This window comes from Achromobacter aegrifaciens, assembly GCF_902859965.1.
GTDB lineage: Bacteria > Pseudomonadota > Gammaproteobacteria > Burkholderiales > Burkholderiaceae_B > Achromobacter > Achromobacter aegrifaciens.
Map to the genome: position 1 here is coordinate 1,902,825 of NZ_CADIKO010000001.1, position 20,315 is coordinate 1,923,139.

The 20,315-nt window shown below is 64.0% G+C and carries 10 protein-coding genes; 7 read left to right on the plus strand and 3 right to left on the minus strand.

Annotated features, from left to right (window positions below):
* Window positions 1-5: 5 nt before the first annotated feature.
* The 5 genes from HV793_RS08895 (at window position 6) to HV793_RS08915 (ending at window position 15,840) form a co-directional block, all read left to right on the plus strand.
* Window positions 6-12,233 carry a hemagglutinin repeat-containing protein gene (locus HV793_RS08895; protein ID WP_175213011.1) on the plus strand — a complete coding sequence of 4,076 codons (12,228 nt, stop codon included), beginning with the start codon at window positions 6-8 and terminating at the stop codon, window positions 12,231-12,233.
* Window positions 12,234-12,235: 2 nt separating this feature from the next.
* On the plus strand, window positions 12,236-12,829 hold the full coding sequence (locus tag HV793_RS08900; protein ID WP_175181663.1) for an immunity 42 family protein: 594 nt from the start codon (window positions 12,236-12,238) through the stop codon (window positions 12,827-12,829).
* A gap of 348 nt (window positions 12,830-13,177) precedes the next feature.
* On the plus strand, window positions 13,178-14,473 hold the full coding sequence (locus HV793_RS08905; protein WP_244958605.1) for a hemagglutinin repeat-containing protein: 1,296 nt from the start codon (window positions 13,178-13,180) through the stop codon (window positions 14,471-14,473).
* Window positions 14,470-15,018: an immunity 42 family protein gene (locus HV793_RS08910; RefSeq protein ID WP_217481766.1), complete on the plus strand. Its 549-nt coding sequence runs from the start codon at window positions 14,470-14,472 to the stop codon at window positions 15,016-15,018. Before HV793_RS08905 ends, HV793_RS08910 begins: the two co-directional genes overlap by 4 nt.
* A gap of 363 nt (window positions 15,019-15,381) precedes the next feature.
* Window positions 15,382-15,840 carry a hypothetical protein gene (locus HV793_RS08915; protein ID WP_175213013.1) on the plus strand — a complete coding sequence of 153 codons (459 nt, stop codon included), beginning with the start codon at window positions 15,382-15,384 and terminating at the stop codon, window positions 15,838-15,840.
* 276 nt (window positions 15,841-16,116) lie between these two features.
* Here the strand turns inward: HV793_RS08915 and tenA are convergent, their stop codons facing one another.
* The 3 genes from tenA to nhaA form a co-directional block, all read right to left on the minus strand.
* A complete protein-coding gene (tenA, locus tag HV793_RS08920) occupies window positions 16,117-16,779 on the minus strand; it encodes a thiaminase II (protein ID WP_175213014.1) in 663 nt (220 codons plus the stop codon).
* Between the two features lie 82 nt (window positions 16,780-16,861).
* Entirely contained in the window at window positions 16,862-17,251 is a 390-nt protein-coding gene (locus HV793_RS08925) for a DUF488 domain-containing protein (protein WP_125471134.1), read from the minus strand.
* Window positions 17,252-17,285: 34 nt separating this feature from the next.
* Window positions 17,286-18,536 (minus strand): Na+/H+ antiporter NhaA, encoded by a 1,251-nt coding sequence (gene nhaA, locus HV793_RS08930; protein WP_217481767.1) that lies wholly within the window; start codon window positions 18,534-18,536, stop codon window positions 17,286-17,288.
* Window positions 18,537-18,765: 229 nt separating this feature from the next.
* On the opposite strand from nhaA, the gene HV793_RS08935 reads away from it, so the two are divergent.
* Window positions 18,766-19,143: a hypothetical protein gene (locus tag HV793_RS08935; protein ID WP_054456956.1), complete on the plus strand. Its 378-nt coding sequence runs from the start codon at window positions 18,766-18,768 to the stop codon at window positions 19,141-19,143.
* 2 nt (window positions 19,144-19,145) lie between these two features.
* Window positions 19,146-20,303 carry a glycosyltransferase family 4 protein gene (locus HV793_RS08940; RefSeq protein ID WP_175213015.1) on the plus strand — a complete coding sequence of 386 codons (1,158 nt, stop codon included), beginning with the start codon at window positions 19,146-19,148 and terminating at the stop codon, window positions 20,301-20,303.
* Window positions 20,304-20,315: the final 12 nt, after the last annotated feature.

The window sequence follows — 20,315 nt, forward strand, 5'->3', positions numbered from 1 at the left end:
GCCTCATGTCCAAATTCCGTTCCGCCATCGTGTGGCTCGTGCTGTACACCCAGGTCTGGACGCCGGTCCTGGCGCAGACGCTACCTATCTCAGTGGACCGGAATGCTCCGGGCCAACGGCCAGTGGTGGGCGTGACCAACGGGGTGCCGGTAGTGAACATCGCGCCGCCTTCCGCGGGCGGGGTGTCGAACAACAAGTTCACGGACTTCAACGTCGGCCGCTCCGGCGTGGTGTTGAACAACAGCGGCGGGGCCAGCCAGACGCAACTGGCGGGCCAGGTCGCGGGCAACCCCATGCTGGGCAACCAGCGCGCGACGACCATCCTGAATCAGGTCACTGCCCCCAATCCGTCGCAGCTGGCCGGCGCGCTTGAAGTGGCGGGCAACCGGGCCAATGTCATCGTCGCCAACCCGGCCGGCATCACCTGCAACGGCTGCGGCTTCCTGAACGCGGACCGCGCCACGCTCACCACCGGCAAGCCCGCTGTCGGGCCGGACGGCAGCATCGGTCTGGACGTCGCGAGCGGCAAGATCCGGGTCGAAGGCGACGGCCTGCTCGGCGGGAACGTCGGCCAGGTGGACCTGATGGCGCGCACATTGGAGATCAACGCGGGTATCTGGGCGCAGCGCCTGAACGTAACGGCGGGTGCATCGCGGGTGGATTACGGCTCTGGCGCGGTGTCGGCTCGCGAAGGCGAGGGCGCCGCGCCTGCGGTGGCGCTGGACACGGCGGCACTGGGCGGCATGTACGCCAACAGCATACGGCTGATCGGCACGGAAGCCGGCGTGGGCGTGAACGTGGGCGGCAATCTCGTGGCGCTTACGGGTGATCTGGAGGTGAGCGCCGCCGGGGACCTGCGCATCACTCCCAGCGGCACGGTGCAGGCCGCGAAGAACTTGCAGATGGCGGCGGGCCGCGATCTTGAAGTCGCAGGCGCGGCGCAGGCGTCGGGCACGGTGGCTTTGCGCGCAGGCGGGCAAGCCGCGGTTCGCGGGGCGGTGAGCGCGGGCGGGGAACTGGCGGTCAACGCCCTGGGCGACGTGACCGTGGGGGCGCAGGGCAGCCTGCAGACCCAGGACGCGCTGCGTGTGGTCGCAGGGCGAGACCTGGCCTTATCGGGCTCTCTGCTGATGGGCGATCAGGATTTGAGTGCGCAGGCTGGCCGTCATGTGCGCGCCGGCATCACGACCGTGGTGCCGGATCCGATGCCGCCCGTTACCGGCGGTTCGGATTCGGGCGGCGGCACGGCAACGGACGCCGGTTCAGGTACAGGTTCGGGATCAGGTCAGGATGGCAATCCGCCGCCCGCGAAATCTGGCGAGACGGCAGCGGGCGATGGCTCCGCGGGCCTGGTGTCGGCCAAGGGGACGGTGGCGCTACAGGCCGCACGAGACATCCAATTGCCGGGCCGCGTCGTCGCATCGCGCGAGTTGCAGGTCCAGGCCGGCGGCGAGCTTTCATCCGCTGCGGGCGCGAAGTTGCAGTCGGGCAAGTCGATGAGCCTGCGCGCGGGCGAAGACGTAAGCCTGGCAGGATCGGCGTTGACGGATGGCGCATTGTCCATCGACAGCGCGCGCGGCCTGAAGGTGGACGGCAGTGCGCTGGCCTACGGCGGCACGCTGCAGATGCGCAGTGGCGGCGATATCCAGCTGGGCGCCGCCAGCAAGACGCAGGGACGCGTCGTCGACGCCGTGGCGTCGCGCGACCTGCGGGCCGGCGGAACCATGGCGGCGGCGGGCGACGTCCGCCTGCAAGCCGGCCGCGATACGGCCGTCTCCGCGGCCATCGGCGCCGATGGCGACCTGACGCTGGAAGCGCGGGGCGGCATGCAGGTGAGCGGGCAATTGGCCAGCACCGGCAAGGCACGGCTGCAAGCAGGCGGCGACGCGGCGCTGACGGGTAGCGTGCGCAGCAATGGCGACCTCGACGTCCGGGCGGACGGCAAGCTGTCGCTAGATGGTACGGCCGGCGCCACGGCTGGCGCGCTGAGGCTGGCATCGGCCGGCGACCTGAGCATCGGCGCGGGCGGCGTGGCGCAGGCGGGCGGCCTGGCGGACCTGCGCACGGGCGCTGCGTTCCGGTCGGCGGGCGAGGTGTCATCGGTGCAGGCGTTGACGGTGGCGGCCGCAGGCGATGCCGCCGTCGATGGCAAGCTGCTTGCCGGAGGTCCGCTGTCGGTGGATAGCATCGGCAAGCTCGTCGCGGGCGCGGGTTCCATCCTGCAATCCGAAGGCGCGATGCAGTTGCGGGCGGGACGCGAACTGACGCTCGCCGGGGTTGCTGAAACCAATGCGGGATTGGCGTTTCAGGCGGGTCAGGGCATGCGCATCGACGGCAACGCTCTGGCGTATGGCGGTACCTTGTCGCTTGCCGCCGGCGGCGATCTGTTGCTGGGGGCTGCCAGCCGTACCCAGGGCGTAGGCATCGCAGCACGAGCCGACGGCGACCTGACCGCAGCCGGCGCCATGGGTTCACGCGCAGACATCGCATTGACCGCCGGCCGCGACATATCGCTTGCCGGCAAAGGTTCGACGGCCGGGAACCTGGATCTGCGGGCCGCGCGCGACTTGCGAGGCAATACGCAGGCGCAGTGGGAAGTCGAGGGCGGCGTGGCGGGGCAAGCCGGTCAGGATCTGGCGCTCGCGGGCGCATTGCAAAGCAATGGCGGCATTGAATTGATCGCCGCGCGCCACGCAACCGTGGATGGCACGTTGACCGCCGCCACGGGCGCTTTGCGCTTGGCAGCAGGGAGCGACCTGGCGATCGGCGCGCAAGGCCGCGTGGCGGCCAAGGGGCGTGTGGAAGCCCTGGCGGGCGGCGATCTGCTGGTCTCCGGCGCCTTGAGTTCCCTGGATGAATTGTCCGCGCAGGCGGTGCGCAATGCCACGGTGAGCGGCAAGCTGTATGCCGCGGGTCCGCTGGATCTGCGTGCGCGCGCCGATCTCGCCCTCAGCCAAGGCGGGCATGTGCAGAGCGACCGGACGCTGCGCCTGAACGCAGGCCAGGACCTCACATTGGCCGGCACGACGTTGACCGATGGCGGCATGACGCTGGAAGCCGTGCGCGATTTGCGCGTGACTGGTGATGCGTTGGCTTTCGGCGATCGCTTGCGCGCATCCGCCGGGCGGGACTTGTCGCTGGGCGCTGCCAGCAGATTGCAGGGCAAAGGCGTGAGCCTGGACGCGACCCGCGACGCGCGGGCCGACGGCACGCTGGTGTCCACGGCCGATGCGGCGCTGACGGCCGGCGGCGATGTCGCGGCCCAAGGCACGATCAGCGCAGACGGCAGGTTGGACCTTACCGCTGGCGGGACGGCGCAAATCGCCGCGACGGGTCGGATCGAGTCGGCTGATGTCGCGCGTTTGAGCGCCGGCGGCGACGTAATCATGACGGGCGAGCTGCGCGGCAATCAAGGCGTGAGCCTGCAAGCCGCAGGCGACCTGAAGCTGGATGGCGTGGCCGCCTCGGCCCAGGGCGAACTCGCATTGCGCGCCGGGCGGGATATGGCTTTGGGCGCCGGCAGCCAGGCGCTGGCTGGCGGCGCATTGAGCGCACTGGCGGGCGCCTCCCTGACGGCTGCCGGCATTGTGTCATCGCTGGCCGATGTGGCGCTGGACGCGGCCGCGGACCTGACGCTCAAGGGCCAGACCTTGGCTGTGGGCGATCTGCGATTGCGCACGGACGGGACGCTGGCTTCGACCTCGGACGCGCGCATACAGGCCGACGGCTCGGTGGTCGCGGACGCGGCCACGGCCGCGCTTGCCGGCCAGTGGATCGCCGGCCGCAGCGCAGATCTGCGCACCCGCGGGGACTTGAAGGTCGACGGTTCCGTCCTGGCGCGCGACGGCGCGCTCTCTGCTGTCAGCGGCGGCGATCTCGCGCTGGGCGTGGCGGGCGCGTTGCAGGCAGGCGGGCTGTTGGAGGCGCAGTCCGGCGGCAAGCTGATTCTTGACGGGACCCTCTCCGGCGAGAAGGATATCCGCCTGACGGCCACGACGGATGCGCTGTTGAACGGCAAGACGATCGCCAACGGCCTGTTGAACGTCACGGCTGGCGGAGATCTGCGCGTGGGCAAGGACGGGCTGGCGCAAGGCAGCCGCAGCCTGATGCTCGACGCGGGACAGGATCTGCATATCGCGGGCACCGCCGGCACGGCAGACGGCGCGGGCAGCGGCGGCACGCTGCGTGCACAAGCGGGCCGGGATCTCTTTGTGACCGGCGTGGTGACCGGCGGCACACCAGCCAGCCTCGCGGCGCGCAGGCATATCGGCATCGATGGCACCGTCACCGCGCTGTCTGGCGGATTGACCGCCGACGCCGGAGGCGATCTTAAAGTCGCTGCCGGCGGCCGCATGCAGGCCGCCACGGACCTGTCCCTGCTCGCAGCGGGAGATGTCGGCACCGACGGCACGCTGGCTGCCGGCGGCGCGCTGATGCTGCAAGCCGGGGGCGACGCCAGGTTGGGTGGCGTGGTGGCCGCGTTGGGCGAGATCGCCACGTCCAAGGCTGGCGACATGTCCGTGTTGGCGGGGCGTGACCTGATCGTCAAACAGGGCGCCCAGGTGCAGGCAGCAGGCGCCTTGAACGCGCTCGCGGGCCGCGACCTCTTTGTCGCTGGCGCTTTGGCGTCGGTGCGCGACCTGGCCTTGGCGGCTGCACGCGATGCGCGAGTGGAAGGGTCCGTTGCCAGCGATGCCAATCTGACCATGACGGGCCGGAATATCGTAGTGGGCGCGAACGGTCTGGTGCAGGCCGCAAACAAGCTCGCCGCGACGGCGGACGAACTCCTGGACGTGGCGGGCCGCATGCTGGCCGGCCGCGAACAGGCCCTGACCGCGGGTGACCGCGTCAAGATTGATGGCACAGTCGCGGCGCTGCAAGGCGACCTGTCGCTGCAGGCCGCGCGCGGCGATCTGACGCTCGGCGCCGGTTCGCAGGTGCAGGCGGGCGGCGTCCTGGTTGCCGCTGCGGGCGGCACGTTGCAGACGTTGGGGTCGGCTTCCGCCGGCCGCGGTCTGACGCTGCGCGCGGCCAAGGACGCGCTGCTCGGCGGCATCATCGCCACGCAGGCGGGCGCGCTGTCCGCCAGTGCGGCGGGCGACTTGCGGATCGCCGCCGACGGCCGCCTGCAATCCGCGGCCGCACTGATCCTGGACGCAGGCGGGAAGCTCGCCAATGCGGGCGTGGCCGTGGCGGCCACGAATGCCACCCTGACCGCAGGTTTCTCGCTCGCCAACACCGGCGCGGTGCTGGCCGGCGGCGATCTCGACGTTCGCACCCAAGGCCTGCTGGACAATGCCGGCAGGCTGGCTGCGGGCGTGGGCGCGGATGGCGTGCTCAATCAGCCAGGCAGCTTGCGTTTGACGGCAGGCTCCATTCAGCATGCCGGCGCCAGTCTCGCCGGCAAGGACATGACGCTGACGGCCACGGACTCGGGCGCGGCGGCGGGCGATATGTCGCTCGCGGGCGGTACGCTGTCGGCCAACAATCTGATGACGCTGTCGGCCAAGGGCGATATCGACACCGCCGGCGCAACCCTTCATGGCGGCGGCCTGGACTTGTCCGCCGCCAACTTGCGCAACGCAGGCGGCAAGATCACCTCCGCCGGCGATGCCCGCATCGATCTGGGTGCGGGCGGGACGCTGGACAACACCGGCGGCCTGATCGCGGCCGCGGGCAACGCGCGCATCAATGCGGGTACGCTGGACAACCGCGATGGCACGGTGGCGGGCGGCGACCTGAACGTCACCGTCGCGGACACGCTCAACAACCAGCGCGGACTGATCCAGGCCGATCGGACGCTGACGCTGTTGGCGTCCCGCCTGGATAACCGCGACACGCTGAATGGCACCGGCACGTCCGCGCGCGGCGTGTTGGGCAAGATCGTGAGCATCGTGGCCGACGGGGTGGACAACCGGGGCGGCGCCGTCAACGCGGGCGAGAGCCTCGCCATCAAGACCAGGGAGGTCGACAACACCGCCGGCGAAGTGGTCTCGCAGGGCGACGCGCGCATCGAGACCGACACGCTGAAAAACGTGCAGGGCAAGGTGTTGGCCGGCAAGAGCCTGGCCGTCATCGTCAAAACCCTGGAAGGTCTGGGGGTGGTGGAGTCCGCCGGCGATCTTTCCTTCGAATATGCCGGCGCGCTGAACCAGAGCGGCGACATCATCGCGGGCCGCGACCTGAACCTGGCGGTGGGTGGCGCCATGGACAACAGCGCCCGGCTCAGCGCCGGCCGCGACCTGAACATCAAGGCCGACTCGTTGCACAACCAGGCCACGGGCGAACTGCTGGCGGGGCGCAACAACAACCTCAACGTCACCAATGGTCTGACCAACGAGGGCTTGATAGACGGCGGCGTCACCAACATCAGGGCCGGCAGCCTGAACAACCTGGGCCGCATATTCGGCGACGCCATTTCCATCGGCGCGGGTACGCTGGTCAACGACGTGGGGGCGGGCGGCGGGGCCGTGATCGCCTCGCGCGGCGATCTGGATCTGGGCGCCACCAACCTCGTGAACCGCGAGCATGCGCTGATCTACGCGGCGAAAGACCTGCGCATCGGCGGCGCGCTGGACGCCATTGGCCGCGCCGTCGGCCAGGCCGTGTCGTTGATCAACGCATCGGCCACCATCGAAGCCGCCGGCGATGCCCGCATTTCGGCCGCATCGCTGATCAACCGGAACGATCACTACGCCAACGAAACCGTGGTGGTGTCGTCCAAGCCCAAGGTGTACTTCACGCCAGAAGGCACGACGGACATGTACGACGCCGAAACCAACTGGCTGTGCGACGAAGTCACGCCCATGTGCAGCAAGGATCCGGCGTGGCTGAATGACGATCCCGAACGCAAGCTGTTGTTGCCGTCGACCAAGTACCCGGCGGATCGCTACGGCCCTCCGTTCGATTATGTGCCGCGCACCAAAGGCAAGGCGGGCCGGGATGTGCCCATTCCGCCGGCCTATGCCAAGGCCTACGACGTCTGCTCCGGCGGCGATAACGGCGGCGACTGCACGCAAGTGCCCGAAAAGTTCAAGTATGCCAACGATGCGCGCGTATGGGCGGTCTTCGGCGTGACTCCGCCCGCGGGCGATATGCCCGTTTGGCGGGAACCGGATCGTCCCTGCAGGACGAGTGCCGAATGCACGGCGGAAAGCGAACGCCGCAAGGCTCACGACGAGGCCTATGCCGCCTACAAGGCCCGGCATTTGGAACTGGACGCGCGCATCCACGAGTTCAACGCCGACCACGCCAATCGGTTGGTGGGCGATTTCACCTACTACCAGGTGACCGAAACCGTCACCGAATCGCGCACGACCTCCACCGATCCCGCCCGCATCCTGTCGGGCGGCAATATGACGCTGACCGGCGCCGTCACCAACAACAAGAGTCAGATCGCGGCGGGCGGCGCGTTGTCGATATCCGGACCGGAAATCAACAACATCGGCGCCGGCGGCACGCGCACCATCACCCGCAACGGCACGGCAACCGTGACGCAGGAGCGCCGCCGGGACCGCAAGGAATACTCCACTCCCTACACCGTCACGCTGGCCGCCCAGCCCATCGAATTGCCCATCGCCACAGCGGGCGGCAATGTGCAGGTCGGCCTGAGCGGCAAGACGCCCGGTTCTACGGCGATCGGCAAGCCGGGCGCGGTTCAGGTCGCCAGCCTCGACCTCCCGGGCGGCAAGGCCGTCCGCACCGTATCCAATCCGGCCAGCATTCCCGACAGCCAACTGTTCACCATCAACGGCCGGCCGGACGCGCAGTACATCGTGTCCACCGATCCGCGTTTCACGGGCCAACGCCCCTACGTCTCCAGCGACTATCTGTTCGACCTGCTGCGCCAGCCCGGCGCGTTGCCGGGAACCTCGATCGACAATACGGCAGGCGCGGGCGCTGGCCTGACGGGAGATCGCAAGCAGGGGGACAACCCGTCTGGCGGCGTCAACGCCAATACAGGCGCCGATGGCCATGTGTCCGGCGGTTCCTCGGGGACCGGGGTTGCCGCCGGCGGCGCGCTGACCGGGTCCCGGCTGGGCGGTTGGGCCGCGCTGATTCCGCCGGGCGCCAAGTTCCTCACGCCCTCGGGCCAACCCAGGCGCCTGGGCGACGGCTTCTATGAACAGAAGGCGGTGTCCGACCAGATTCTGGCCACCACCGGCCAGCGCTTCCTGGAGAACTACAGCGACAACGACGCGCAGTACAAGGCCTTGCTCGCGGCTGGCGCCAAGTTCGCGCTGGACAATGGCGTCAAGCTTGGCTCCGCGCTCACCGAGGCCCAACAGCGTCAGCTCACCACCGACCTGGTCTGGCTGGTGGAGCAGACCGTCACCCTGCCCGACGGCAGCACCGAGACCGTGCTGGTGCCGCAGGTCTACCTGGTGGTGCGCGAAGGCGACCTCAAGGGCGACGGCACGCTCATGGCCGGGCGCGATGTGAAAATCGCCGCCGAAGGCAAAGTCACCAATAGCGGCACCATCGGTTCGCGGCAAGCCACCGTCGTCACCGCCGGCAACATCGTCAACCAAGCTGGCGGCACCATTCAGGGCGGCAGCGTCAATCTCGCCGCGCGGGAAGACCTGGCCAACATCGCGTCCCTGATCAAAGGCGACAAGGTCGCCCTGACCGCCGGGCGCGACATCGCGCTGACCTCGACCGCCGGTTCCGAAAACCACGGCAGCACCTGGGGCACGCACCTCACCGGCGTGGCGCGGGTAGAGGCGGGCACCCTCGACATGCAGGCCGGCCGCGACCTGACGCTGACCGCCGCGCAGGTCATGGTCAAGGACGACGCGCGTCTGCAAGCCGGTCGCGACATCACGCTGGCCACGCTGACGGAAAGCCATGGCGAAAGCATGGCGCTCAACCGGCGCAATCGTCATGACCTGAGCACCAGCAAGGAAATCGGCTCCGTCATCGACGCCGGCAGCAACCTGACCCTGATCGCAGGCCAGGATGTCAACGCTCGTGCGGCCGATGTCACCGCCGGCAAGCAGTTGGCGGTCGCGGCGGGGCGCGACATCAACCTGACCGCGGGCGTGGAGACGGGCTCTGCGCGCGACGAGGTCCACTACAAGACCAAGGGCTTCCTGTCCTCCAAGACCACCCACACCATCAAGTCGGGCGACTGGACGCAGGCGCAGGGCTCGACCTTCACCGGCGATACCGCCGTGCTGATGGCCGGAAGGGATTTGAACGTCATCGGCTCCAACGTCGGCGCGCAGAAGAACCTGGTCATGAACGCCGAGCGCGACGTGAACATCCTGCCCGGCGTCAACACCACGGACAGCTATGACTACAAGAAAGTCACCAAGTCCGGCCTCGGCGCGACGGGCGGCCTGAGCTACGGTAAACGCCAGCAGACAGACTCGCTCGATGGCAAGAAAGTCTTCCACACGGCCAGCACCGTGGGCAGCGTCGAAGGCGACGTGCTCATCAACGCCGGCAAGACCCTGAACATCGTGGGCAGCAACGTGGTCGCACCCAAGGGCGACGTGACCCTGATCGGCCAGCAGGTCAACATCGCCGCCGCCCAGGACTCCGCCCGTGAAAGAGAGTTTCACGAGGTCAAGCAAAGCGGCCTCAGCATCAACGCCAAGAACCCCTTGCTTGATGCCATGCAAACCGCGAACCGCATGGGCAACGCCGCCGGCAAGACCGACAACAAGATCATGAAGGCCCTGGCCTTGGTGACCACGGGCGTGGCGGCGGTCAACACCTACGACGAAGTGATGAAGGACCCGCAGAGCGCGGGCGGCGTGACGCTGAGCCTGGACATCGGCAGCAGCAAGAGCCAGACCATCACCAACCGCAACACGACGTCCTCGGTCGGCTCCAACATCGCGGCAGGCAACGACCTCACCGTCATCGCCAAGGGCGCAGGCGCCGATTCGGACATCACGGTCACGGGTTCGCGGCTGTCCGCCGGGAACAACGCCTTGCTCAAGGCGGACGGCGACATCCTGCTGCAAGCCGCGCGCGACACCTACGAACAGCACACCCAGAACAAGAGTTCGGGCGCCAGCGTAGGCGTGGGCGTGACGGCGGGCAGCAACGGCGTCGGCTTCGTGGCGACTGCCGGGGCCAACGCCTCGCGCGGCCGCAGCGATGGCAAGGACACCACCTGGACCAACACTGAACTGACCGCGGGCAATGTCCTCGCACTGCAATCGGGCGGCGACACCTCCTTGATCGGCGCGACGGGCCGCGCCGATCAGATCATCGCCGACGTCGGACGGGACCTGCGCATCGAGAGTCTGCAGGACGTCAGCACCTACGACTCCAAGCAGCAGGGTGGCGGGGTGCAGGGCAGCCTGTGCTACGGCTATTGCAAGAGTTCGGTGTCGGGCAACGTCTCGCAGACCCGGATGAAGAGCGACTACAAGTCGGTGGAGGAGCAGTCCGGGCTGATGGCGGGCGACGGCGGCTTCGTGGTGGACGTCAAGCGCAACACCACGCTGATAGGCGGCGTCATCTCCAGCAGCGACCAGGCCGTGGCGGATGGTCTGAACCTGCTGAAGACAGGCACGCTGGTGGCCGAAGACGTGAAGAACGTGGCGCGCTACAAGGCCGACCGGATTTCTGTAAGCGGCGGCAGCAACGGGGCGGGGACGCCGGTGGCGCTTGGAGCCTTCGGCGAAAACGACTCCAAAACGCTCAGCGGCATCAGCGGCGGGACGGTGGAGATCCGGGACGTTGCGGGGCAGCAGGCGCTGACGGGCAAGACGGCAACTGAGACCATCGCGTTGTTGAACCGCGATACGAGCGACACGTTGAATTCGTTGAATCCGATCTTCGATAAAGATCAGATCGAGGCGGGTTTCGACATCGTGGAGGAAATGGGGAAACAGGCGGGGCAGTTCTTCGAGAATCGAGCGGCAAAGGCGAAGGCGCTTGAAGAGGCCTTGAAGAATGAACCCGAGGGTCCGCGCAGGGATGAGCTGAAAGCGCAATACGAAGACGCCAAGAAATGGGAAGCGGGTGGCGACAATCGTCGTTGGTTCACTGCAATAGCCGGCGCGGTGAGCGGCAACGTTACGGGCGCTGTCACCGAAATGGTGCAGGCGGTAGCGGTCAACTATCTGCAAGGGTTGGCGGCCACCGAAGTCAAAAAGTTCATATCCAATCTGGGCGATGGACCGCAAGCGGAAGCGGCGCGCGCCGCGCTGCATGCGATCGTGGGCTGCGCCGGGGCGGCGGCTAAAGGCAGCGACTGCGGCGCGGGAGCGTTGGGGGCTGGAGCCGGGTCGGTGTTGAATGCTCTGCTGGGCGAGACGTCAAAGCTCAATCCTGAAGAGAAGGAGCAACGTAGCAACCTGATCCAGTCGCTGGTGGCCGGTATGTCCAAGGTGGCTGGCGTCGACGGCGCGGAAGCGGTGTTCGCGGCGAACAACGAGACGACGAATAACCGTCTTGCTGTCGATGAACATCAGTCTCGCTTGGCCGAGATGGAGGCGTGCGGAACCACGAAGTGCCGGGACGAGGTAACGGCAAAGTACAGAGAGATATCGACGCAGCGGGGTCGCGAACTCCAGGAATGCGGGGTCGACTGCGTTGAGATAGCGCATGAGCTCACGCAACGTCTGGCCGAATCCACCCAGCGTCAAGGAGAGCTGGTAGAGAAATCTAGAAGCGCTCAGGGTCTAAGCACTGCCGAATTAGAAGAGCTCGAAATCCTCCGTTTCGGGATGCCCTTGCTCGTGGCTGATCGCTTTACCGCCATCAAAAGAGGCATGGAGCGTGGAAGTGAGGAAGCGAAGCAGCTGTTTTGGGAAAGCCTGGCCGAGGAAGGGATACAGGGTGCGGCGGCCGGTGCTGGAGCGATAGGCGGGAGAGCGGCGAAGGGAGGAAAGGATGGTTCTACTGCCGAGTCGGGCAAGGGGGGCGGTAAAGGAAGCCCGCTGCCTGTGCCGGAGCCTGTGCCTTTGCCGAATGGGTTGGTATATAAATCGAGCGCCAAGCATACTCGAGGACTGCAGGGGAATAGACAGGATGCGGGATTAGAGCCGAGAAACTCGCTGGGTTTGTTTGAATCCTCCATCTCTCCGGAAAAGGGTGGAAAACATAAATATGCCCAGGATGAAAACGGCAATGTGCATCGTTTTTCGGATGGCAATGATGGGACATGGCATTGGTCGGGAAGTACCGAAGATTCAAAAAATTCGTTAACAAAATCTGAAATTCCTATTGACGTTAAACGCAAATTTGGTCTCTCTGGAAAGTGGAGGTGAATATGGTTTTTGGTGATCCCTACAGATTCGCAATTCTCATGGAATACATTCCGGAATGGAGTGATTCGACATTTCGGAATGGGCTATTTCATTTTTTTATAGACGGAGAGATGTTTCCGGAAAAAATAGCAACAGCCACATTGGGCGTTGATGTGGGTTTTCTGGATGCTGAAAATTCATTGGTTTCGTTTCCCGAGAATCGTGAGATTTTTGAGGCGAAAGCAGAGATTGCTTTCAACTATATGTTGGGCTTGATTTCTCCGGAATTGGTGGATGAGGATGCTGATATTCCGGATGATTTCGAAAATTCCTATTTATATCGAGCCGCCACTGAAAATATTTTTGATGCAGGCTGCCACGTATTTTGCGTTGCATATGGTGATGAGGCACGGATAATCGGGGCGAAGATAAGGCAGTCTGTAAAGAATGATGAGACTGGGCGATGGAGCTGGGTCGCGGTTCCGAAAATTGAATATAAAGAAATATATCTAGAAAAAATTGAGATTGAGAAAATCGTCAAAGACGCTGTGAATTATTACGAGACAAATTTTCCATTTAATCTTGAGGAATATATGAAAAATAGGGGTTTAAAATAATTTGGCTTTCAAGATAAAAGTCGTCCTTTTTTGGTCGGACGCTCGAGAAAGTAGACAGTACTCGGATTTTAAAAAAGTGCCAGGGCGAATTTTCTTGGTTGAAGGGTGAATGGACTCTGAAGTCTTCAAAAATCGGCGATGCGTTTGTCAATTCATCAGTCGCTTTTCCAAATGAAAGAATGTGAAATCGCAATTCAATGAAGTTGGTCTTTAAAAAAATGAAAAGCTAGGCGCCACTGTCGACCTCACCGGCTGCGAGGTCAAGAAGGCCCTGGCCTTGGTGACCACGGGCCTGGCCGGGTCAACACCTACGACGGAGTGATGGCGAACCCGCAGAGCGCGGGCGGCATGACGCTGAGCATCGACTACGGCAGCAGCAAGAGCCAGACCATCACCAACCGCAACACGACGTCCTCGGTCGGCTCCAACATCGCGGCAGGCAACGACCTCACCGTCATCGCCAAGGGCGCAGGCGCCGATTCGGACATCACGGTCACGGGTTCGCGGCTGTCCGCCGGGAACAACGCCTTGCTCAAGGCGGACGGCGACATCCTGCTGCAAGCCGCGCGCGACACCTACGAACAGCACACCCAGAACAAGAGTTCGGGCGCCAGCGTAGGCGTGGGCGTGACGGCGGGCAGCAACGGCGTCGGCTTCGTGGCGACTGCCGGGGCCAACGCCTCGCGCGGCCGCAGCGATGGCAAGGACACCACCTGGACCAACACTGAACTGACCGCGGGCAATGTCCTCGCACTGCAATCGGGCGGCGACACCTCCTTGATCGGCGCGACGGGCCGCGCCGATCAGATCATCGCCGACGTCGGACGGGACCTGCGCATCGAGAGTCTGCAGGACGTCAGCACCTACGACTCCAAGCAGCAGGGTGGCGGGGTGCAGGGCAGCCTGTGCTACGGCTATTGCAAGAGTTCGGTGTCGGGCAACGTCTCGCAGACCCGGATGAAGAGCGACTACAAGTCGGTGGAGGAGCAGTCCGGGCTGATGGCGGGCGACGGCGGCTTCGTGGTGGACGTCAAGCGCAACACCACGCTGATAGGCGGCGTCATCTCCAGCAGCGACCAGGCCGTGGCGGATGGTTTGAACCTGCTGAAGACAGGCACGCTGGTGGCCGAAGACGTGAAGAACGTGGCGCGCTACAAGGCCGACCGGATCTCCCTGAGCGGCGGCAGCGGCGGGGCGGGGACGCCGGTGGCGCTTGGAGCCTTCGGCGAAAACGACTCCAAAACGCTCAGCGGCATCAGTGGCGGCACGGTGGAGATTCGGGACGTCGCGGGGCAGCAGGCGCTGACGGGCAAGACGGCGGTCGAGACCATCGCGTTGCTGAACCGCGATACGAGCGACACGTTGAATTCGTTGAATCCGATCGTCGATAAGGGGAACAGGCCGAATGCCGGATTAGAGCCGAGAAACTCGCTGGGTTTGTTTGAATCTTCCGTTTCCCCTGAAGAGGGTGGGAAGCATAGATATGCCAAGGATGAAAACGGAAATGTGCATCGGTTTTCGGACGGCAATGATGGAAAATGGCACTGGACGGGGAGTACCGCAGATAGAGATAACTCGTTGAACAAGAGCGCTATTCCTATCGATGTGAAACGAAAACTTGGTTTATCCGGAAAGTGGGGGTGAATGTGATTTTTGGTGATACATACAAATTTGCGATCCTTATGGAGCATATACCTGTTTGGGGTTCGAACTATCGGAATGGACTGTTTTATTTTTTTATCGGCGGAGAGATGTTTCCTGAAGAAATGCATACAGCCACTTTAGACGTGGATGTGTGTATGTTAGACGCTAAAAACGCACTGGTCTCTTTTCCTGAAAATCGCGAATTATTTGAGGCAGACGCAAAGGTTGCTTTCAATCATATGCTGGGATTGATTTCCCCAGAGCTAGTAGACGAGGACGCCGATGTTCCGGATGATTTTAATTCGTCCTATTTATATCAAGCAGCTACCCAAAACATCTACGATGCAGGATGTCATGTTTTTTGCGTTGCTTATGGCGATGAGGTGCGAATTATAGGCGCGAAAATAAGCCAATTTTTGAGAGATGCGACAGGAAGAGGCTACTGGTCGGCAGTTCCTAATATTAAATATTGGGATGTGTATATAAATAAGAGTGAGGTTGAAAAGATAATATCTGATGCCGTAAATCACTACAAAAAAATTTGAAAATAGAGTGTTGCGTTGTTCTTTAGTGCCCAGGTGGCCTCGTTAATTTTTCCAGGCATAGGCATGCCTTTTGGCGAAAGGTATCTGTGAGGGAGGCCAGGTGTCAGTCCGATTTTTCAATCAAGTTTCGGCCAGAGGCAGGGGCCAGGGTGGGGGGAAAATCTAGTCTTTCTGGAAAGCGAAGATGAAAGCGGTTTTGGTGATTCGTATAGGTTGGGATTCTCTGGAACATATCCCTGTTTGAAGTTGCTCCTTAAAAGAGCGCGATTGAAAGAGCAAGAGTCAGAGTATCGCCAATCGCATGAAGGCATCCTTCGTCGATGCCACCGAAAAAAAATCTAGAAATCTGAGTTGGATAAAAGAATGAGCTTCAGCATGGATTTTTCCCATGAGGTACTGACGAGGTTTGACGAGGAGGGGTTGCTCGGAGAGATAGAAATCAATGGGTACAAGGAAAATTTCTTTTCTCCAGTGAGATTCTGGTCTCGCATGGATTATCTGAAGAGTTGGAAGAAATCACTGGACCAGGGGTTGCAAAGTCATGGGCATGCGGCTCTGGCAACCTCTATGTATGATCCGAATTCATCCAATTTCGTATTTTGCTGGGTAATTTATATTGAAAGTGAGCAGGCCTACATTCAAAATCATGTGATATTTTTGAATGAGTTGTCTGTTCCATTTGTTCCGGAAGATATAAATCTACATATTTATCCGAGGGAGGAAATCAGTGAGGATGGGATGAAGATTTCTCAGTGGAGCGTTGATACTGCCTCGGTTGCGCAGTTTTCTGAAATGTTGGGGAAGTGGATTTCAGAAAATTAAACAGTCCATCTGAAACGACACAAGAAAGATGCCGCGCCACCCGTCATGAAACTGGGCGTAATCCGGACGATAGGGTGAGGGTGTTTTAAACAGTGAGAGCTGGCGTATTACCCACTGCTGTAAGACTTCATCGGCCGGATCCAACTCTCCAGCAGCAATTGGGCGATGGCGGATGCATCCAACCCGCTGAAACAAAAACGCCAGGCATCAATAGCCTGGCGCTCAAGTGTGCCGCCAACACCTGGCGGCGGCGACTCCGAAATCGCTACCCTCGATTCAAACCGGCCACCCATCCTGCCGATACGCCGAATCCCAGAACATCCATTCCAGCTGCGCGGCACGCGTATACGCCGCGTGCATCTGCTCCAACGTTTCGGCGGACGCCTTTTCGGCGATGCGGTCGACCGTGGTGATGACCCGGCGCACCAGGGCGTGGAAGTCCTCGCAGGCATAGGCCTCGATCCAGGCGGAGTAAGGATTAGGCTGCGCCGCGCGCGCATGGATCTCGCGGCCGATTTCGGCGTAGATCCAGAAGCACGGCAGCAGAGCCGCCAGCGCTACCGGGTACGGCGCGCTCCAGGCGGTGGCGATCAGGTAGCTGGTGTAGTGGTGGCAGGCCGGCGTGAGCGGCGTGGCTTCGAAGGTGGCGTCATCGATGCCGAACTGCTTCAGGAAGCCCGCGTGCAGGGTGCGTTCGGCCACCACCGCGCCTTTGGCGGCGTCAGCAAATTGCACCACGCCGTCGGCGTCGTCGGCCTTGGCCGAAGCGATGGCCAGCGCGCGCCCGAATGCGACCAGGTAGTGCGCGTCCTGGATCATGTAGTGCTTGAACGCGTTCTCGTCGAGCTGGCCGCTGGCCAGTTCGCGGTTGAACGGCATGTCGCGCGTGGTTTCATAGAGTGCGGCGTTGCGCGCCCAGGCGTCGGAGCTGAAAGACATGGGATTCCTCAAGACAGACTGTCGGCGCGCGGCTGCGCGCCGGTCGATAAAAGCGGGCTAGGGTATCAAAGCATGCGGGGCGTCAGGCCTTGCGCTTGCGGTGATGCCGGACATAGTCCTGCAGGACCTCGCGCAGCACGATGGCCTGGTTGTGTTCGGTGTTGCGGGCGCCGTAGAGCAGGGTCAGCGGACGGTCGCCCGCCGCGTCCAGCAGGGCGGCCATGCGCGCCTGCTGTTCGGGTTCCGCCAGTTCGGCCTGGTAGCGTTGGCGGAATTCTTCCCAGCGTTCTTCGATGTGGCTGAACCATTTGCATAACTCCAGGGTGGGCGCGATGTCGCGGGCCCATTCGTCCAGGTGCAGATCCGCCTTGCGCAGGCCGCGCGGCCACATGCGGTCCACCAGCGCCCGGTAGCTGCCTTCCGGACCCAAGCCTTCATAGACGCGTTGCACGGCGATGGCGGACGGTTTCATGGCGGCTCCAGGGCGGGTGGCGGATCCCGCTACTTTAGCGCCCGCCGTCCGCTTTCAACCCGGGATCAAGGTTTTCCGCGGCGCCAGCGCGCGTGCCGCAGGCGCGCAGCACCAGGAAGCCGACCACGGCGGACGCCAGCGAGCCCGTCAGCACGCCGATCTTGGTGGCGTCGATGGCGGCGGGATCGCTGAACGCCAGGGCGCCGATGAACAGGCTCATGGTGAAGCCGATGCCGCACAGCAGCGACACGCCGTACAGCTGCATGTAGCTGGCGTGGCGCGGCAGGGTGGCAATGCCGCTCTTGATGGCCAACCAGGCAAAGCCGAACACGCCCAGCTGTTTGCCCAGGAACAGGCCCAGCGCCACGCCCAGGGGTACGGGCGCCGCCAGGCTGCCCAGGCCCATGCCGGCGAACGACACGCCGGCGTTGGCGAAGCCGAAAACCGGCACGATCAGCAGAGCGACCGGTTTGTGCAGCGCATGTTCCAGCGTATGCAGGGGCGAGTGCGCGCCGGGATGGCCCTGGTTTTGCGGGCGCAGCGGAATAGTCAGCGCCAGCGCCACGCCGGCCAGCGTGGCATGCACGCCGGACTTCAGGACGAAGTACCAGAGCACGGCGCCGATCAGCAGGTAGGGCGTCAGGCGTAGCACGCCAGCGCGGTTCAGGCAGAACAGGCAGACCAGCAGGGCGCCCGCCATGCTCAGCGCGAACACGTTGAGTTCGGCGGTATAGAACAAGGCGATGATGACGATGGCGCCCAGGTCGTCCAGGATGGCCAGCGCCGTCAGGAAGATCTTCAACGAGGTCGGCACGCGGCTGCCCAGCAGCGCCAGGATGCCCAGCGCAAAGGCGATGTCGGTCGCGGCCGGAATGGCCCACCCGCGCAGAGTGTCGGGGCTGCCAACGTTGATCAGCACGTAGATCAGGGCGGGCAAGGCCATGCCGCCCAGGGCGGCTATGCCGGGCAGCACGATGCGAGCGGCGCCGCGCAGTTGGCCGTCCAGGACTTCACGCTTGATCTCAAGCCCGACCAGCAGGAAGAACACCGCCATCAGGCCGTCGTTGATCCAGTGCAGTACGGTTTCCTTGAGCACGACAGGCCCCGCCTGGAAGCCGAGCTTGGTCTCCAGCACGCTGAAATAGACGGGTGCGGCCGGGCTGTTGGCGACCACCAGCGCGACCAGCGCGGCCAGCATCAGGACATAGCCGCCCAGCGCCTCGGAACGGAGGAACGATTGCAGGAACGAGACCGGCTTTTGGGGAGGGACGGCCTGGAAACTCATGCAGTACCGCCCTTGCTTACGTTTTGATAAGATGCGCGTTTCATTCCTGAATTTTACCTGAATTCATCTTTCGGGATTCCTCTACGTCGTCGAACATCTTTCAATTATTCGAAAAAACAGCTTATCAGCGTCGAATTGTTGGCGTTGCTTGTCCGGCGACCAAACCCTTTCCCTCGAATCCCGACCAGTCCGTGGCCAGCAACGCCGCCTGGCGACTCTTGCTAGCCAAATGCCATTACGCCCTCTTACGGTATTGACCTACACGCCCGCCAAGCCCGGCGCCGCGAGCCGCCTGGTGGATGTTGGCGAAGCGCTCACGGCGCCTGCGGCCCAGAGTCCCCATGGCGTCTATCAGACCCGGCAACTGATCCCCAGCACACGCCTGTTGGGCTGGGCGCGGGCCGGTGCGCGCTTCGATCTGTCCCGCACCGGTTCCGTGCGCGTCTGGTCCGATGGCCGGCTGCACGCCGCCGAATGCCCGCGCGACTGCGCCAGCGCGGGCGCGGCGGCCCTGGAGCAGGAAGACATCGCCTACCTGGAAGCCTACCTGCTATCGCAGGGCCGTTGCTGGAGCGACGCGGACGCCTCGCAAGGCGGCCAGTCCTGATCATGCCGAATTCCATCGAATCCCTCCAGGGCCGGCCGGACCCCGAAGCGCGCCTGCGCATCCTGCACACGGAAGCGGCCACCTCGTTCGGCGGCCAGGAGTTCTGCATCTACAAGGAAATGATAGCCATGCGCGAGCGCGGCCACCATCTGGAAGCGGTCTGCCAGCCGGAGGCGGAACTCGGCACGCGCTTGCGCGAGGCCGGCTTCACCGTGCACCTCATTCCCATGGATGGCCCGCTCAACTTCGTGCGCGGCGTCGCGTTCGTGCGCCGGCTGCTGCGCCGCGGGCGCTTTGACGTGGTCAATACGCATAGCCGCCGCGATACGGTCCTGGGTGCGTTTGCGGCGCGCCTGGCGGGCACGCCTCTCATCGTGCGCACGCGCCATCTGGCCAAGCCCATCAATTCCCTCTACGCCTATACGTGGCTGGCGCATCGCGTCATCGCCGTCAGCCGTTACGTGCGTGGCCAGTTGCTGGACGGCGGCGCGCGGCCGGAGGCCATCGCCACCATCCATTCACCCGTGGTGCTGCCTCAGGTGCACGGCGGCGTCTGCGTCAGGCGCGAGCTTGGCCTGCCGGAGGATGCGCTGGTGGTCGGCTGCGTGGCCGTCATGAGGGCGGACAAAGGGCATTGCGACCTGATCGACGCTTTTCGCCGTATCGCCGCCACGTTTCCGCAGGCGCATCTGGTGCTGGTGGGCGAGGGCCAGCCCATGGCGAGGCAGTTGCAGGCGCAGGTGGAGGCATTGGGCCTGGCGCACCGCGTGCATTTCACCGGCCGGCGCGACGACATCGGCAATGTCCTGACAGCCTTCGACGTGTTTGCGCTGCCGACGCTGCGCGAGGCGCTGGGCACTGTCTTCATCGAGGCCGCGGCCATGGGGGTGCCGGTCATCGGCACCGACGTGGGCGGCGTGCCGGAAACCATGCAGGCGGGCGTGACTGGCCTGTTGGTGCCGCCCGGCGATCCTGCGGCGCTGGCGGGAGCGCTGGAAAGCCTGCTGGCCGATCCGGCGCTGCGCCGCCGCATGGGCGATGCGGGCCGCGAGCTGATCCGCGGGCAAGGCCTGTTTTCCGCCGAGCGCACAGCCGGCCTGGTTGAACAGGCTTACGCCGGCTGGCTGGCGGAACTGCGGGGGCCTGCGCGCGCTGCCTGAGGCGGGCGGCGG

Excerpts from the sequence above, each read along its gene's own strand:
- HV793_RS08895 (WP_175213011.1), top strand. The coding sequence starts at position 6 with ATGTCCAAATTCCGTTCCGCCATCGTGTGGCTCGTGCTGTACACCCAG.
- HV793_RS08900 (WP_175181663.1), top strand. The coding sequence starts at position 12,236 with ATGGTTTTTGGTGATCCCTACAGATTCGCAATTCTCATGGAATACATT.
- HV793_RS08905 (WP_244958605.1), top strand. The coding sequence starts at position 13,178 with ATGACGCTGAGCATCGACTACGGCAGCAGCAAGAGCCAGACCATCACC.
- HV793_RS08915 (WP_175213013.1), top strand. The coding sequence starts at position 15,382 with ATGAGCTTCAGCATGGATTTTTCCCATGAGGTACTGACGAGGTTTGAC.
- tenA (WP_175213014.1), bottom strand. The coding sequence starts at position 16,779 with ATGTCTTTCAGCTCCGACGCCTGGGCGCGCAACGCCGCACTCTATGAA.
- HV793_RS08925 (WP_125471134.1), bottom strand. The coding sequence starts at position 17,251 with ATGAAACCGTCCGCCATCGCCGTGCAACGCGTCTATGAAGGCTTGGGT.
- nhaA (WP_217481767.1), bottom strand. The coding sequence starts at position 18,536 with ATGAGTTTCCAGGCCGTCCCTCCCCAAAAGCCGGTCTCGTTCCTGCAA.
- HV793_RS08935 (WP_054456956.1), top strand. The coding sequence starts at position 18,766 with ATGCCATTACGCCCTCTTACGGTATTGACCTACACGCCCGCCAAGCCC.
- HV793_RS08940 (WP_175213015.1), top strand. The coding sequence starts at position 19,146 with ATGCCGAATTCCATCGAATCCCTCCAGGGCCGGCCGGACCCCGAAGCG.